Raw genomic sequence first — 15,158 nt, forward strand, 5'->3', positions numbered from 1 at the left:
ATGCCTTCGCACCCGCACCCCCTCGCGCACCCGCACCCCCTGGCGCAGCCGCGGCCGCAGCCAGGAGCGACCGCCGCGGGAGCGGCGGCCGCGCCGCTGCGATGCGTCCCCTCACCGCTGGAGTCGGCCAGGTTCGGCCGTGCGGTGGAGCGGCTGACCGTCACGCGGGAGTCCGCCGCCACGCTGGCGGAGGTCCAGGGGGCGATCTTCGCCTCCGCCGCCGAGGTCGTCGTGCTCCGGTACCCGGCCGAGCACGTCGCCTGGTTCGCCGGGCTGACCGCGCTCGGCCGTACCGCGATCTTCGCCGACGCGCTCGTGTACTGGCGCCTGCGCGCGGGCCGGGGCCGGGCCCCCGAGCCGCCGCCCGGCCTGCGGACCGGGCCGGTCACCGACCCCTCCCAGGTCGAAGGCCTGATCGGCGACATCTTCTCCGCCTACGGCAATCACTACATGGCGAACCCCCTGTTCGACGCGGCCGAGGCGCTGGCGGGATATCAGGAATGGGCGTCGCGCTCCGCCCGCGACGGCCGGTGCCTGGCCCTGCGCGACGAGCGCGGCGGCGCGGTCCTCGGCCTCGCGACGCTGGAGGAGGACGGCCCGGTCACCGAGATCCTGCTCGCCGGGATGGTCCCCTCGGCGCAGGGACGCGGGCTGTACGCGCACCTGCTCAAGGCGGTCGAGCACCGTGCCCTCGCGCGCGCGGCGACGGGGGTGGTGATCTCCACCCAGGGCCACAATGTCCGGGTGCAGCGGGCGTGGGCCAGATACGGCTTCGAGCCGGCCCGCACCGTCCTGACCGTCCACCTCCTGCGTTAGCGCCCGACGGCGGCCCGTACGCCGGACGCCGCGCGGCCGCCCGGTTTACACTCGCGGCGTGGAGGAGGCCAGGGCACGGTTCGCCCTGCGATTACGGGCGTTGAAGGACGCCTCCGGGCTCTCGGTGCGCGCACTGACGATCGCCAGCGCCCGGACGCCCCGGCGCCGAGCGGGCCAGGAGCCGATACGGCTGCGGCGCAGCACGGTCGACGGGATGACCAGTCAGAGCCGGCCCGTCCGGCCCGAGCGGCACAATTTCGAGGTCTTCGTCGACACCTGCATCCGGGTGGCCGCCGAGACGGCCCGCGTCCTGCCCGACGGGCTCGGCGACCGCGACGCCTGGGACGAGGCCTACCGGGTGCTCCGCGAGGAGACCGACGGCCGCGAGCCGGTCCGCGACGCGGGCCGCGCCCCCCGCGCTCCGCGTCCCGCCGCGCCGGTACCGCCGTACCGCGGCCTCGCGGCCTTCGGCCCGGCCGACGCCGCGTACTTCTTCGGCCGCGACGCGCTGACGGCCGCGCTGCTGGACCGCATCGCCGCCGGCGGCGGCGATGCGCTGATCGTCATGGGACCTTCGGGGTCGGGCAAGTCCTCCCTGCTGCGGGCCGGCCTGGTGCCCGCGCTCACCCGCGGCGCCGCCACCGCCCCGGTGGTGTTCACCCCGGGCGCCGACCCGTGGCGCACGTTGTGCGAACTGGCCGGGACCGGCACCGGCGCGGCCCCGGAAAGCCTGGCCGGGAGCCTCGGCGACCTGTGGTCGGGCAGGGCCGTCATCGTCGACCAGTTCGAAGAGGTGTTCACCGACGTCGGCGAGAGCGGACGCAGGCGGTTCATCGAGGTCGTGACGGCGCTGCGCGCGAACGGCGCGCTCGCGGTCGTCCTCGGCGTGCGGGCCGACTTCATGGGCCACTGCACCCGGTACCCGGAGCTCGTCGCGGCGGTCGAGCGCCCGGTGGCGGTCACGCCGATGACGGGCGAGAACCTGCTGGAGGTCATCACAGGACCGGCGCGGCTGGCCGGCCTGACCCTGCAGGACGGCCTCGCCGAGCTGCTGCTGGAGGACCTGCGCAGCGACCGCGACCACGCCGGCGCCGTCGGCGTGCTGCCGCTGCTGTCGCACGCGCTGCGCGAGACCTGGGCGCATCGTGAGGGCGCGAACCTGACGCTCGCCGGTTACCGGGCCTCCGGAGGCATCATCCGGTCGCTGGCCCAGACGGCGGACGCCACCGTCAACGCCCTGGACCTGGCCTCGCGTCAGACGGCCCGCAGGCTGCTGACACGACTGGTCCACCTGGGCGTCGAGGCCGCCGACACCGCGCGGCGGATGCCGCTGGCCGAGCTGCGCGGCGATCCGCGCGTCCAGGAGGTGCTGGACCGTCTCGCGCAGGCCCGGCTGGTGACCGTCGACGCCGCCACCGTGCAGATCACCCACGAGGCGCTGATCCGCGGCTGGCCCCGGCTGCGCACCTGGGTCGAGGAGGACCGCGCGGACCTGGTGGTGCTGCAGCGCCTCGACGCCGACGCGGCCGAGTGGGACGAGGGCGGGCGCGATGCCGCGTACCTGTACACCGGCAACCGGCTGCAGACGGCACGCGACGCCTACGACGCGGCGTCGTGGGCGCACCCGGCGGCCGACGCCGGGACCCGCTCGTTCCTGGCCGCCTCGGAGCGGGCCGCCGCCGAGGCGCGGCGCGCGGCCGTGCGCCTGCGCCGGGCGGGCCGCGGGGCGGTGGTCCTGCTGACGGTCCTGGCCCTGGCCGCCACGGTCGCGGGCGTGCTCGCGACGCGCACCGCCGGCCGGGCCGAGGCGCAGCGCCGTGAGGCCATGTCGCGGCTGCTGATGGTGCGCAGCGAGGTGATGCGCACGGCCGACCCGATCCTGGCCGGCCTGCTCGCCGCGGCGGCGTGGCGCTACGCTCCGAACGACGAGGCCAGGTACGGCATGCTGGCGACGCTGGCCACACCGCTGGACGCCGTGCTGAACAGCCCGTCCGCCAAGGTCAGCGCGGTCGCCGCAGCCCCGGACGGCCGGACGGTCGCCACCGGGGACCTGGAGGGGACGGTGCGGCTGTGGGACGCCGCCGGCCGGCCCAAGGGGGCGCCGCTCATCGGCCACGGTTCCGGCGTCTACCCCATCGCGTTCAGCCCGGACGGATCGGTCATCGCCTCGGGCGACGGCGACGAGGAGCACGACGGTGTCGTCCTGATCAGGGACGCCGCCACCGGACGGCCGCTGACGGCGCCGCTGACCGGCCACAAGGGCGCGCTGAGCGCCATCGTCTTCAGCCGCGACGGGTCGACGCTGACCACGGCCGACGAGGCCCAGATCGTCCAGCGCTGGGACACGAGGACCTGGCGCCGCCTCGGACCCGCCCTCGGTCCGCTGCGCGAGGGCCGGGAGGTCTGGACCGTGCTGAGCCCCGACGGCTCCGCGCTGGCCGTCCAGACCGACCACTATCGCGACACCTCAAGCTGGCAGGTCTGGGACCTGGCCACCCGCCGGCCGTACGGGCCGCCGATCGTGGCCGGGGAGATGGCCTTCAGCCCGGACGGCCGGACGATCACCACCTCGAATGACAACCTCGGCGAGGACGGCGGCCTGCTCCAGCAGTGGGATCTCACCACCCACCGCAAGATCGGCAAGGCCGTGCGCGTCGGCACCTCGGTCTACTCGATGACCTACACTCCCGACGGCCGGACCGTCGCGGTCGGCGGCGGCGACGGCGCCGTCCGCTTCCTCGACGCCCGCACCCGGCGACCGGCCGGCGCCGTGCTGCACGGCCACGACACCTACATCGCCGACCTCGCCTACTCCGCCGACGGCACCCGCCTGGTGACCACGGCGGAAGAGCGGAACGCCCGCGTCTGGGACACCACCGTCTGGGCGCAGGTCCCCGGCCCCACGCCCGAGGTCGAGTCCGCCGGCGGGGCCGCGATCAGCGGCGACGGCCGCGTGCTGGCCGTCCACGGGTGGACCTCCCGCCCCGGCCTCAAGGACTCCGTCCGCCTGCTGGACGCGGCCACCGGCCACCCGATCGGCGTCCCGGTCGACCTCGGGCCGGACGGACCGCACTCCTCGTACTTCAATGGCATCGCCCTGAGCCACGACGGCCGCCTCCTGGTGGCCGGCATTCCCCACCTGCGCCCCGGCAAGGAGGAGGAGCCGCCCGACGGCACCCGGCTCGTCGTCATGGACCTCGTGACCCGGCGCCGGGTGAGCGCGATCGACCGCCTCCCCGACTCCTACCCGTTCCTGTCCATGGCCGTCAGCCGCGACGGCGGCATGATCGCCATGTCGGGCGACAGGCTCACGCTGCGCGGCACGACCACCCTGCGGCAGATCGCCGCCTCGCCCTCCACGAGCTTCGGCGACCACGCCATGGCCTTCATGCCCGACGGCAAGGCCATCGTGAGGACCGAGACCAACGGCGCCGACACCGACGGCCTCGTCCGCGTGCTGCGCACCAGCGACCTGACGCAGATCGGCAACCCCTTCCCGGTCCCCACATCCATCTCGGCCATGACCGTCAGCGGGGACGGCGCCTACCTGGCGACCGGCCACTCCGACGGCACATTGCGTCTGTGGGACATCCGGTCGCGGCGCCAGATCGCGGTCGCGCCACCCGTCGGCCACACCGAAAGGCCGGAAAGCCTGGCGTTCACCCCGGACGGCACCGCCCTGCTGGCCGTCGCGCGCGACGGAGGCGTCAAGCGGTGGCCGCTGCGGCTGCCGTCCGACCCGTACCGGGCGATGTGCGCGGTGGCCGGGCGGTCGCTGACCGCACAGGAATGGGGCCAGTTCCTCCCCGGCGAGCCGTACACGGCGACCTGCCCGTGAGGTGTCCGGCGCCGCCGGACACCCGGACGGCGCCGCCGACTCGTCCCTGAGCAGGCCGGACGCGGCAGCCGCGGAAAGGCGTCCGCTCCGCTCGCCGGACACGCGCACGTGCCCTCACCGTGGTCTGCGACCACGAGTTTCTCCTGAGGAGCCCCCCATGCGCGCTTCCCTGTTCATCACCACCGTCGCCTCCGCCGCGCTGTTCGCCGCCCTCGCCGGCGCCGCGCCCGCCCAGTCCGCCACCCCGTCGGCCGTACGCGCCAGATGCTCGGAGCTGAGCTGCACCTTCACCTTCTCCCCCGCGACGACGTCCAAGATGAGGAGGGCGGCCGACCGTGCCGGATGGCTCAGCGGGCCGGCCGCCGACATCATCTGCGCCCGCATTCCCAACCGCCTGGTCGCGCTGGGATGCACGGTCGCGCTGATCCTCCCCTACAACAACGCCAGGAAGCGCCTCACGCAGGCCGACGCCCGGGGCGGGTGCTTCGCGGTCAAGGCCGAACTCGGATACACCCTGCCCATCAGGTTCGCGGCCTTGTCCCCGAACCACCCGTACTGCGACTGACCCCTGCCGGCGGGCGGGAGCACCGTCCGTCCGCCTGTGGCGGCGATCGCCATCAGTGGACCGAGTCGGGCCGAGCTTCGCCTTCACGAACTCCCGCGCAATCGACACCGACTCGGAAAGGCCGGCGCCGGAGGCACCATTTCGCGGCGGCCGATGCCGTCGTGGCAGGGGTGGACGTCGAGGTCAGTTGACTCCGTCGGGGCGGTAGGGCTTGGTGGCGGCGGGGCGGTAGGGAAGGTCGGCGGGCACGTGGGCGCCTGCCCGTTCGCGGATGACGTAGGCGGGGCGCCCCATGCCGCTGCCGTGGACGCGGCCGACGTACTCGCCGAGGACGCCGATGGACATGAGCTGGGCGGAGGAGAACAGGGCGACCATGGAGGCGATGGTGGTGAACCCGGCCACCGTGGTCTCTCCCGCGAGGAAGCTCCACAGGACCGCGCCGCCGAGCAGGAGCCCGATGACGCCGACGAGGAAGCCCAGGTAGCTGGCCACCCGCAGCGGCGTGGTGCTGTAGCCGAGCAGCATGTTCATGGCGTGCCTGACCAGCAGGCGCGGCGTGTAGGCCGAACGGCCCTGGCCGCGTTCGCTCATGCGCACCTTGACCGAGCCGACGCGGGTCGTGGCCCACGAGAGGGCGACGTCGAGGGAGGCGTGCGGGCCTGACAGGTCCTGGAAACCGTCGCGCAGCCGGGTGCGGAAGGCGCGGAAGGCGCTGATGGCGCGGGCGGTGCGCACTCCGAGCGCGACCGCCATGGCGGCCTTCACCCACCGGGAGGCGAGGTTGCGGACCAGTCCGTGCTCCTCCTTGTACGGGACGCCGTAGACCAGGTCCAGGCGGTCGCCTTCCAGCGCGGCCAGCAGCAGCGGGATCTGCTCGGGCGGGTGCTGCAGGTCGTCGTCCATCGTGACCACGACGTCGAAGGCGGCCTCCCTGATCCCGGCGACCAGGGCGTTGTGCTGCCCGTAGTTGCGCGACAGGTGGATCGCGCGGACGACGTCGAAGCGCGCGGCCAGGTCGGAGGCGGCCCGCCAGGTGTCGTCCGGGCAGCCGTCGACGACGAGGATCACCTCGTGCCGGACCGACACCTCGCGCAGGACGGGCAGCAGCCTGGCCACCAGCGCGGGAAGCGCCCGGGCGGAGCGGTAACAGGGAATGACCACCGACACCGACATTGATCCCCCGATCATCTCGCCCGCAGCCGATCACATCGGCGGGCGCGCACGCCAGGGCGGCTCCGGCCGGTTGCGGTGTCCTTGGCCCTGCGGTTGCCGCGCGCCGGGAAAGACCCCGCCCGGCTTTTGACGATCATGAGCGGCCGTTTGCGACCGCGGCGGCCGGGGCCGGGCGCCGGCGGCTCCGGAGCCGCCGGCGTCAACCCCCGGCGGCGGCAAGCCGGCGCTCATTGTTCGGCAAAGCCACGGACGTCGGGGGGCCGCGTGGTCGGACCGCCCATAGATTCGGGCCCGACGATCGGCCATGTGTTCTCGCGGGAAGGCGAAGTGAGCGATGAAAGCGCTCGTTCTGGCAGGTGGCAAGGGCACGAGGCTGCGCCCGCTGACCCATACCTCGGCCAAGCAGCTGGTCCCCGTGGCGAACAGGCCGGTGCTGTACTACGGCCTGGAGGCGATCCGCGACGCCGGCGTCACGCAGGTGGGCGTCATCATCGGTGACACCGGCCGCGAGGTGCGCGAGGCCGTCGGCGACGGGTCGGCGTTCGGCCTGGAGATCACCTACATCCCGCAGGCGGCGCCCCTCGGGCTGGCCCACTGTGTGCTGATCGCCCAGGAGTTCCTCGCAGAGGATCCCTTCGTGATGTACCTGGGCGACAACTTCCTCGTGGGCGGCATAACGGACCTGGTGGACGCCTTCCGCGGCTCCGGACACGACGCCCAGCTTCTGCTGACCAAGGTCGCCGAGCCGCAGTTCTACGGCGTCGCGGAGCTCGGGCCCTCCGGTGAGATCGTGAGCCTTGAGGAGAAGCCCGCCCACCCGCGCAGCGATCTGGCCATCGTCGGCGTCTACATCTTCTCCCCCGCGATCCACGACGCCGTCCGGGCGATCAGGCCCTCGGCGCGCGGCGAGCTGGAGATCACCGACGCGGTGACCTGGCTGATCGACAACGGGTACAGCGTCCACTCGCACATGGTCAGCGGCTACTGGCGCGACACCGGGCGGCTGCAGGACATGCTGGAATGCAACCGCATCGTGCTGGAGGACATCGAACCGCGCATCCGCGGCACCGTCGACGGGGCGTCAGAGGTGTCCGGGCGGGTGGTCGTCGAGGCCGGGGCCTCGGTGCGCGGGTCGGTGATCCGCGGCCCCGCGGTGATCGGCGCCGGGGCGCGCATCAGCGGCTCCTACATCGGCCCGTACACCTCCATCGGCGACGGCTGCGTGGTGGAGGACGCCGAGGTGGAGTACGCCATCGTCTGCGAGGAGTCGACGGTGCGGGGCGTGTCCCGGCTGGCCTACTCCCTCATCGGCCGCAACGTCGAGGTGGTGCGCGCGCAGGGCATGCCGAACGCGCTGCAGCTCATGGTCGGCGACCACAGCAGGGTGCAGGTGCGGGCATGAGGCTGCTGGTGACCGGCGGGGCCGGTTTCATCGGGTCCGCCTACGTGCGCGCGCTGCTGGCCGGCGCCTACCCCTCCTGCGCGGGCGCCCGCGTCACGGTGCTGGACAAGCTGACCTACGCCGGCAACCCGGCCAACCTGGCGCCGGTCGCCTCCCACCCGGGGTACACCTTCGTCCGGGGGGACATCACCGACGCCGCGCTGCTGGCCGAGGTGGTGCCCGGCCACCACGCCATCGTGAACTTCGCAGCCGAGACGCACGTCGACCGGTCGATCGCCGGCGCGGCCGGCTTCGTGACGACCAACGTGCAGGGCACCCAGCGGTTGCTGGACGCGGCGCTCTCGGCCGGCGTGCACACCGTCGTGCAGGTGTCGACCGACGAGGTGTACGGGTCGATCGCCGCCGGCTCGTGGGACGAGTCGGCGCCGCTGCTGCCCAACTCCCCCTACTCCGCCGCGAAGGCGGGGGGCGACCTGCTCTGCCGGGCCTACCACCGGACGTACGGGCTGGACGTGCGGGTCACCCGCTGCGCCAACAACTACGGGCCGTACCAGTACCCCGAGAAGGTCATCCCCCTGTTCGTCACCAACCTGATCGACGGGCTGCCCGTCCCCCTTTACGGCGACGGCGGCAACGTGCGCGAGTGGCTGCACGTCGACGACCACTGCCGGGCCGTCCAGCTCGTGCTCGACAAGGGCTGCGGCGGCGAGGTGTACAACATCGGCGGCGGGGTGGAGCTCACCAACCTGGCGCTGACCGAGCGGCTGCTGGCCGCGTTCGGAGCCGGCTGGGAGCAGGTCGTCCCCGTGGCGGACCGGCCCGGCCACGACCGGAGGTACTCGGTGGACAGCTCCAAGATCGAGGCGCTCGGGTTCGAGCCGGGCGTCGGCTTCGAGCGAGGGCTGGCCGAGGTCGTCCGGTGGTACCGCGATCACCAGGAGTGGTGGCGGCCGCTGAAGACATCGGGTCATGAGGGTCACCAGCACGAGGGTCACTAGGAGGAGCCATGGAGGCCACGGAGATTCGCCGCACGGTCGAGATCGAGGACCGCCACTGGTGGTTCCGGGAACGACGCACCATCCTCGCCCGTGAGCTGCGCGAACTGCGCCGGCTCGGCCCGCCCGGCCGAGCGCTCGACATCGGGGCGGCGGGCGGCGGCAACACGCGCGTACTGGTCGGGCACGGCTGGGACGCGCTGGTCGCCGACTTCTCGCAGACGGCCGTGGACCTGGCGCGCGAGCGCGGCCTGCAGGCCATCCACGCCGACGCGCGCAACCTGCCGCTGCCGGACGGGCATTTCGACCTGGTCCTGGCGTTCGACGTGCTGGAGCACATCCAGGAGGACGACCTGGCCGTCCGCGAGATCTTCCGCGTGCTGCGCCCGGGCGGGACCGCGCTGATCACGGTGCCGTGCGACATGGCGCTGTGGTCGGCGCACGACGTGGCCTCGGGACACGTGCGCCGCTACACCCGGGACGGGCTGCGCTCGGTGCTCATGCGGGAAGGGCTGGCGATCGAGCGGATGTGGAGCTGGAACGTGCTGCTCCGGCCGGTGGTGGCGCGCCGCAGGAAGCACACCTCCGGCTCCGACGTCACCGAGGCGCCTCCCCTGGTCAACATGGCGCTGGCCGCCGTGATCGCCGCCGAGCGGTACCTGCCGGTCAGGTCGCTGCCCGGCGTGTCCCTGATCGCGAGGACGCATCGGCCCTCGTCCGGCTGACGGCGCGGGCCCCGCGAAGGAACGTGCGGCCCCGCTCGCGACGCGCGAGCGGGGCCGCGTCCGCACCACGTCCGCACCACGTCCGCACCACGTCCGCCGCCGTCCCTTCGCCCGGCCGGAGGCCTCACCTCGCGCCCATCCCCGGGGGACGACAGGAACACGCCGGGTCATGAACGCGCACAGATGGTCACGCTCCGTAATATGACCTGGTGAACACAGGTCCGGCCACGTCCGGCCATCTTCCACTCGCTGGATTGGCAGTCAGATGACGCTTCCCAAGTACGTATCCGACAACGCGGGCGCCGGGGTCTCCTGGGGTCACGCGCTGCGCTGCCCCCGCTGCCGGGGCCGGCTCCGCGACAGCGACGGGGACGGGGACGGGCTGCGCTGTGACGCCTGCGCGGTCACCTACCCGGTCGAGAACGGCATCCCGCGCTTCGTCCCGCAGGACACCTACGCGGAGGGGTTCGGGTTCCAGTGGAACCGGCACCGGCTGACCCAGCTCGACTCCCATTCCGGCCTGCCGATCACCCGTGACCGGCTGCTGCGCGCGAGCGGCTGGTCCCCCGAGGACCTGCACGGCAGGACGCTGCTCGAGTGCGGCAGCGGCGCCGGCCGCTTCACCGAGGTGCTGTGCGAGACCGGCGCCCAGGTGACCTCCTTCGACATCTCCAGCGCCGTGCGGGCCAACGCCGCCTCCAACGGCCGCTTCCCCAACCTGCGGCTGGTCCAGGCGAGCGTCTACGAGGCGCCGTTCCCCGAGGAGTCCTTCGACTACCTGCTGTGCTTCGGGGTCATCCAGCACACCCCCGACGTCGAGCGGACGTTCAAGACGCTGTTCCGCTACCTGCGCCCCGGCGGCCGGTTCTGCGTCGACGTGTACGCGGCGATGGTCGCCTACCCCCACCCTCGCCGGTTGCTGCGCCCTGTCACCAGGCGCATCCCGCCCGCCCGGCTGTACTCCCTGGTGGAAAGGGCCGTGCCGCGGCTGCTGCCGCTCTCCATGGCGCTCGGCGCGGTGCCGAAGGCCGGCCCGTACCTGGCGCGCGCGGTCCCGGTGGCCGGCCACCGCCACCTGGGCCTGACCGACCCCGAGATGATCCGCAACTGGTCGGTGCTGGACACCTTCGACTGGCTCGCGCCGCGCTACGAGCGGCCCCAGCCGCGCCGCCGCCTCGCGCGGTGGGCGCGGGAGCTCGGCCTGCGGGAGTTCTCGATCAGGCGCGACCGCGGGCTGTACGTGATCGGCGGCGTCAAGTAGATGTGCGGCATCGCGGGCACGGCGTCCCTTTCCCGCCCCGACCCGGCGCTGGTGCGCCGCATGTGCGACGTGATCGCCCACCGGGGACCCGACGGTGAGGGGTTCCACGACGACGAGCACGCCGCGCTCGGCATGCGCAGGCTCGCCATCATCGACGTGGAGCACGGCGACCAGCCGGTCTACAGCGAGGACCGCCGCGTCGTCGCGGTGTTCAACGGCGAGATCTACAACTTCGCCGAGCTGCGCGAGGAGCTGACGCGGCTCGGGCACCGCCTTCGCGGCGCCGGCGACTCCGAGTGCCTGGTCCATCTTTACGAGCAGTACGGCGACGAGATGGTGCACAAGCTGCGCGGCATGTTCGCCTTCGCCGTGTGGGACCGCGACCGGCGGCGGCTGCTGCTGGCCCGCGACCGCGCCGGCAAGAAGCCGCTGTTCTGGTGGGCGGACGCCGGCGCGATCAGGTTCGCCTCTGAGCTGAAGTCCCTCGCCCAGGACCCGGCCCTGCGCCGCGAGATCGACCCGGTCGCCCTGCACCACTACTTGAGTTACCAGTACGTCCCGGCGCCGTGGTCGATCTACCAGGGCGTGCACAAGCTGCCGCCGGCGCATCTGCTGGTGTGGGAGGACGGACGGGCGCGGGTACGCCGCTATTGGCGCCCTGACCGCACGCCCGCTCCGCCGGTGCCCGAGCGGGAGGCCGAGGAACGGCTGCGCGAGCTGCTGCTGGAGGCCACCCGCCTGCGCATGGTGAGCGAGCGCCCCATCGGGGCGTTCCTATCGGGCGGCGTCGACTCCTCCGCGGTGGTGGCCGCGATGGCCATGCAGAGCGCCGAGCCGGTCAAGACCTTCTGCATCGGCTTCCAGGACGGCCGCTACGACGAGCGCCACAAGGCCCGCCTGGTCGCCGAGCGGTACGGCACCGACCACCACGAGCTGGTGGTGACACCCGACCTGCTGGACGTGCTGCCGCGGCTCGCCTGGCACTTCGACGAGCCCTTCGCCGACTCCTCGGCGATCCCCTGCTTCTACGTGGCGCGCCTGAGCCGGCGGCACGTCACCGTCGCGCTCAACGGGGACGGCGGGGACGAGTGCTTCGGCGGGTACCGGCGCCACGCGCTCATGGCCAGGGCCGGGCGCATCCCGCGTCTCCCGCGCGCCGTCGCGGGCCCCTGCGGGCGGGCCGGGGCCCTGGTCGCGGAGCGCAGCGAGTTCGGCGGGCTCCCCCGGCGGCTGGGCCGGCTGATGCAGTTCGCCGCGACGCCTCCGTCCCGGCGCTACCCGCAGCTGATGTCGTGCTTCTCCCCCGAGCAGAAGTGGCGCGTCTACGGTGACGCCCTGCGCGAGCGGCTGGCGGGGGTGGACAGCCACGCGCTCCTGCGGGACCTGTTCGACTCCTCGCGGGCGGGCTCCGACCTCGGGCGGGTGCTGGAGGTGGACACGCTCACCTACCTGCCGGACGACCTGCTGGTCAAGGCCGACATCACGACGATGGCCAACTCGCTGGAGGCCCGCTCGCCGTTCCTGGACCACCACCTGATGGAGTGGGCGGCGCGGCTGCCCGACTCATGCAAGGTGCGGGGCAACCACACCAAGGTGCTGCTCAAGCGGGCCGTCGCCCCCTGGCTGCCGCCCGGGCTGGCCCACCTCCCGAAGCAGGGGTTCGGCGTGCCGCTCGCCGCCTGGCTGCGCGGCGAGCTGCGCGAGCTGGCCTACGACGTGCTCACCGACCACACCGCGCGGGTCAGGGGCCTGTTCCGGCCGGCGGCGGTGCGCGACCTGCTGCAGCGGCACATGGACGGCGTCGACCACGGGCCCCGCCTGTGGACGCTGCTGCAGTTCGAGCTGTGGCACCGGGCGCACGGCGTCCCGGGCGGCGCCGCCTTCGCCGGCACCCGCTGCCCGGCGTCCTCCTTGGCGTACATAAAGGAGTGACAAGGACATCGCCGGGCATGAGCGTCCCCGCCCGGCGGCGGATCCCTCGTCGCCAAGCTTGCACCCATGGTTCACACTCCGCCCGTTGAGGGCTTCACGGTGCTCCAGGCCACGCCGGCCGTCCGCGCCGGCGTGCCGCGGCGGAGGCGGCCGCGGCCGGCGTCGTGGCTGCCCCCGGTGACCCTGGCCGCCCTGGTCGCCGCGGTGCTGTACCGCTACGGCGTCTCCGTCCGCGACATGCTGGTGTTCGGCGTCTACGTCGCGTCGGGGCTCGCGCTGCCGGGAACGCTGCTGGTGCGCGCCCTGTACCGGGGGAGGCGCACGTTCGCCGAGGAGGTCGCGCTCGGCCTGGCCCTCGGCTACGCCGTCGAGGTGCCGGTCTACGTGGGCGCCCGCGCCGCCGGGATGCCGCTGCTCGCGGCGGCGTGGCCCGTCGTCGTCGTCGCGGCCTTCGCCGCCGTGCCCGGCCTGCGCCGGCACTGGAGGCGCCCGGCGGGGCTGGAGCGTACGCCGCTGTGGGTGTCATGGTCGTCGGTGCTGGTGCTCACCTACCTTCTGGCCTGGAGCGCGCTGACCTTCTTCCGCACCCACGCCCTCACCTGGCCGAAGATGGGCACGGTCCCCGTCGACATGTCGTTCCACCTGGCGCTGATCGGCGAGTTCCGGCACCACATGCCGCCCTCCGTGCCGATGGTCGCCGGGGAGCCGCTGCTGTACCACTGGTTCATCTACGCCCATTACGCGGCGGCGAGCCGGCTGACCGGGCTGGAGCCGGTGCTGCTGCTGTTCCGCCTCGGCATGCTGCCCATGCTCGCCGTGCTGGTCGTGCTGGTCGGGATGACCGGGCGGCTGGTGACCCGCTCATGGGCGGGAGGGGCGCTCACCGTCGCGGGCACGGTCTTCCTGGCGGTGCCGAGCCTCTACCTCGGCTCGAACGGGTCCTTCACCTGGGGAGGCGTTCCCGATCTGGCCTGGACCAGCCCCACCCAGATCTTCGGTTCCATGCTTTTCGCGCCGGTCGCCGTCCTTCTGCTCGACCTGCTCGGCCACCGGCGCGACGCCGGCCGGTGGGTCCTGCTGGGCGTCTTCCTGCTCGCCGTGATGGGCGCCAAGGCGACGTACCTGCCCTTGCTCGGTGCGGGACTGGCCGCGGTGGCCGCCGTGGAGGCGGTCAGGCGCCGCCGCGTCCCCTGGCCGGCGCTCGCCACGCTCGGGGCCACCGCGCTGCTGTGCCTGTTCGCGCAGCTGGTGCTGTTCGGCGGCGCCAGCCAGGCCGTCGTCTTCTCCCCTCTGTTCAGCATGCGCACCGCCTGGGGTGAGCTGACCGGGCTCGGCGAGCACGCCAGGCCCGGGCCGGGCTCGGTTCTCGGCATCACCCTGGTCTACGCACTGGGCTGGGCCGTGGTGTGCTGCGGAGCCCTCGGCCTGCTCGGCCGTACGCGAGAACTGCTGCGGCCCGGGGTGGTCCTCATGCTCGGCATCGGCGCCGCGGGCCTCGGCACGGTGTTCCTTCTCGGGCACCCGACCCGCAGCCACTACTTCTTCCTCTGGGGCGCCTACCCCTACCTGGTGGCCGTGACGGTGCACGGACTCATGCTGCTGCTCCGGCGGGCCGGCATCCCGCGCAAGGCGACGCTGTTCGCGGCCGGCGCGGGCGTCCTGGTCGCCTACGCGGTCCCCGCCCTGTGCCATGTGGTGATCCCCCTGCGGCCGGGCGAGCCCGGCGCCTTGTTGTACCTGCCCTACCTGGCGCTGGCGGTCCTCACGGTGGCGGCGTTCGCGACGCTGGCCGTCAGGGCGGGGGCGCTGCGCGCCTGTGCCCTGGTGGCCGTCATGCTCGCGGCCGTCGGACTGCCGGCGGACCTGCACGCGCGCGTGCTCAAGTACGCCGGGCAGTTCGCCGGCGCGGTCCCGCCGACCACGATCGAGGCGATCTCCGTCTCCGCCGTCCCCCCGGCGACCCTCACCGCGGGGCGGTGGCTGCGCGACCACTCCGCCCCGGACGACCTGGTGGCGACCAACGCCCACTGCGCCCTCGGGCTCGAGAACCCGTGCGACAACCGCCACTTCTGGGTGGCGGCGTTCAGCGAGCGGCGCGTGCTGGTCGAAGGGTGGGGCTACACCGCGTCGAACCTGCGCCGCTGGCACCAGGGCGAGCTCCTGGAGCACATCCCGTTCTGGGACGGGAGGCTCATCGCCCAGAACGACGCGGCCTTCGACGCCCCCTCCGCCGCCGCCATGCGGCGGCTGCGCGACCTGCGGCACGTGCGGTGGCTGTTCGCCGACGAACGGCCGATCGCGCGGCCCGCCGACATCGGGAGGTTCGCCCACCTGGCGTTCCGCTCAGGGGACTACGCCGTCTACGACCTGGCCGCGCCCGTGCCTCCCGGGCCCCGCCCCTGACCCGTCCGGCACCCGACCCGTCCGGCACCCGACCGACCCGACCCGACC

General features: G+C 73.6%; 10 protein-coding genes. 9 read left to right on the top strand and 1 reads right to left on the bottom strand.

The genetic code is table 11. The features are described from left to right. The 3 genes from ACFO60_RS12975 to ACFO60_RS12985 all read left to right on the top strand — a co-directional run bounded on the left by ACFO60_RS12975 (nt 1) and on the right by ACFO60_RS12985 (nt 5,219). Nucleotides 1–816 (top strand): GNAT family N-acetyltransferase, encoded by an 816-nt coding sequence (locus tag ACFO60_RS12975; protein WP_380840340.1) that lies wholly within the window; start codon nt 1–3, stop codon nt 814–816. A gap of 58 nt (nt 817–874) precedes the next feature. Further along, on the top strand, nt 875–4,654 hold the full coding sequence (locus ACFO60_RS12980; protein WP_380840341.1) for an nSTAND1 domain-containing NTPase: 3,780 nt from the start codon (nt 875–877) through the stop codon (nt 4,652–4,654). A gap of 157 nt (nt 4,655–4,811) precedes the next feature. After that, complete coding sequence (locus tag ACFO60_RS12985; RefSeq protein ID WP_380840342.1) at nt 4,812–5,219, top strand: hypothetical protein; 408 nt, start codon at nt 4,812–4,814, stop codon at nt 5,217–5,219. Between the two features lie 183 nt (nt 5,220–5,402). Here ACFO60_RS12985 and ACFO60_RS12990 read toward each other — a convergent pair whose 3' ends face one another. After that, entirely contained in the window at nt 5,403–6,392 is a 990-nt protein-coding gene (locus tag ACFO60_RS12990; protein WP_380840344.1) for a glycosyltransferase family 2 protein, read from the bottom strand. A 334-nt stretch (nt 6,393–6,726) separates the two neighbouring features. On the opposite strand from ACFO60_RS12990, the gene ACFO60_RS12995 reads away from it, so the two are divergent. From ACFO60_RS12995 to ACFO60_RS13020, 6 genes are all read left to right on the top strand, one after another. Then, nucleotides 6,727–7,794, top strand: coding sequence for a glucose-1-phosphate thymidylyltransferase (locus tag ACFO60_RS12995; RefSeq protein ID WP_380840345.1), 1,068 nt, complete (start codon nt 6,727–6,729; stop codon nt 7,792–7,794). Beyond that, the gene (gene rfbB, locus ACFO60_RS13000; RefSeq protein ID WP_380840346.1) at nt 7,791–8,792 is read left to right on the top strand and encodes a dTDP-glucose 4,6-dehydratase; all 1,002 of its coding nucleotides are present in this window, start codon (nt 7,791–7,793) and stop codon (nt 8,790–8,792) included. Before ACFO60_RS12995 ends, rfbB begins: the two co-directional genes overlap by 4 nt. Nucleotides 8,793–8,800: 8 nt before the next feature. Next, nucleotides 8,801–9,514 carry a class I SAM-dependent methyltransferase gene (locus tag ACFO60_RS13005; RefSeq protein WP_380840347.1) on the top strand — a complete coding sequence of 238 codons (714 nt, stop codon included), beginning with the start codon at nt 8,801–8,803 and terminating at the stop codon, nt 9,512–9,514. 265 nt (nt 9,515–9,779) lie between these two features. Next, nucleotides 9,780–10,775 (top strand): methyltransferase domain-containing protein, encoded by a 996-nt coding sequence (locus ACFO60_RS13010; protein WP_380840348.1) that lies wholly within the window; start codon nt 9,780–9,782, stop codon nt 10,773–10,775. After that, on the top strand, nt 10,776–12,707 hold the full coding sequence (asnB, locus tag ACFO60_RS13015) for an asparagine synthase (glutamine-hydrolyzing) (protein ID WP_380840350.1): 1,932 nt from the start codon (nt 10,776–10,778) through the stop codon (nt 12,705–12,707). A 66-nt stretch (nt 12,708–12,773) separates the two neighbouring features. Next, on the top strand, nt 12,774–15,110 hold the full coding sequence (locus ACFO60_RS13020) for a hypothetical protein (RefSeq protein ID WP_380840352.1): 2,337 nt from the start codon (nt 12,774–12,776) through the stop codon (nt 15,108–15,110). Nucleotides 15,111–15,158 lie beyond the last annotated feature (48 nt).

The sequence above is a fragment of the Sphaerisporangium dianthi genome (assembly GCF_042654065.1).
GTDB classification, from domain to species: Bacteria; Actinomycetota; Actinomycetes; order Streptosporangiales; family Streptosporangiaceae; genus Sphaerisporangium; species Sphaerisporangium dianthi.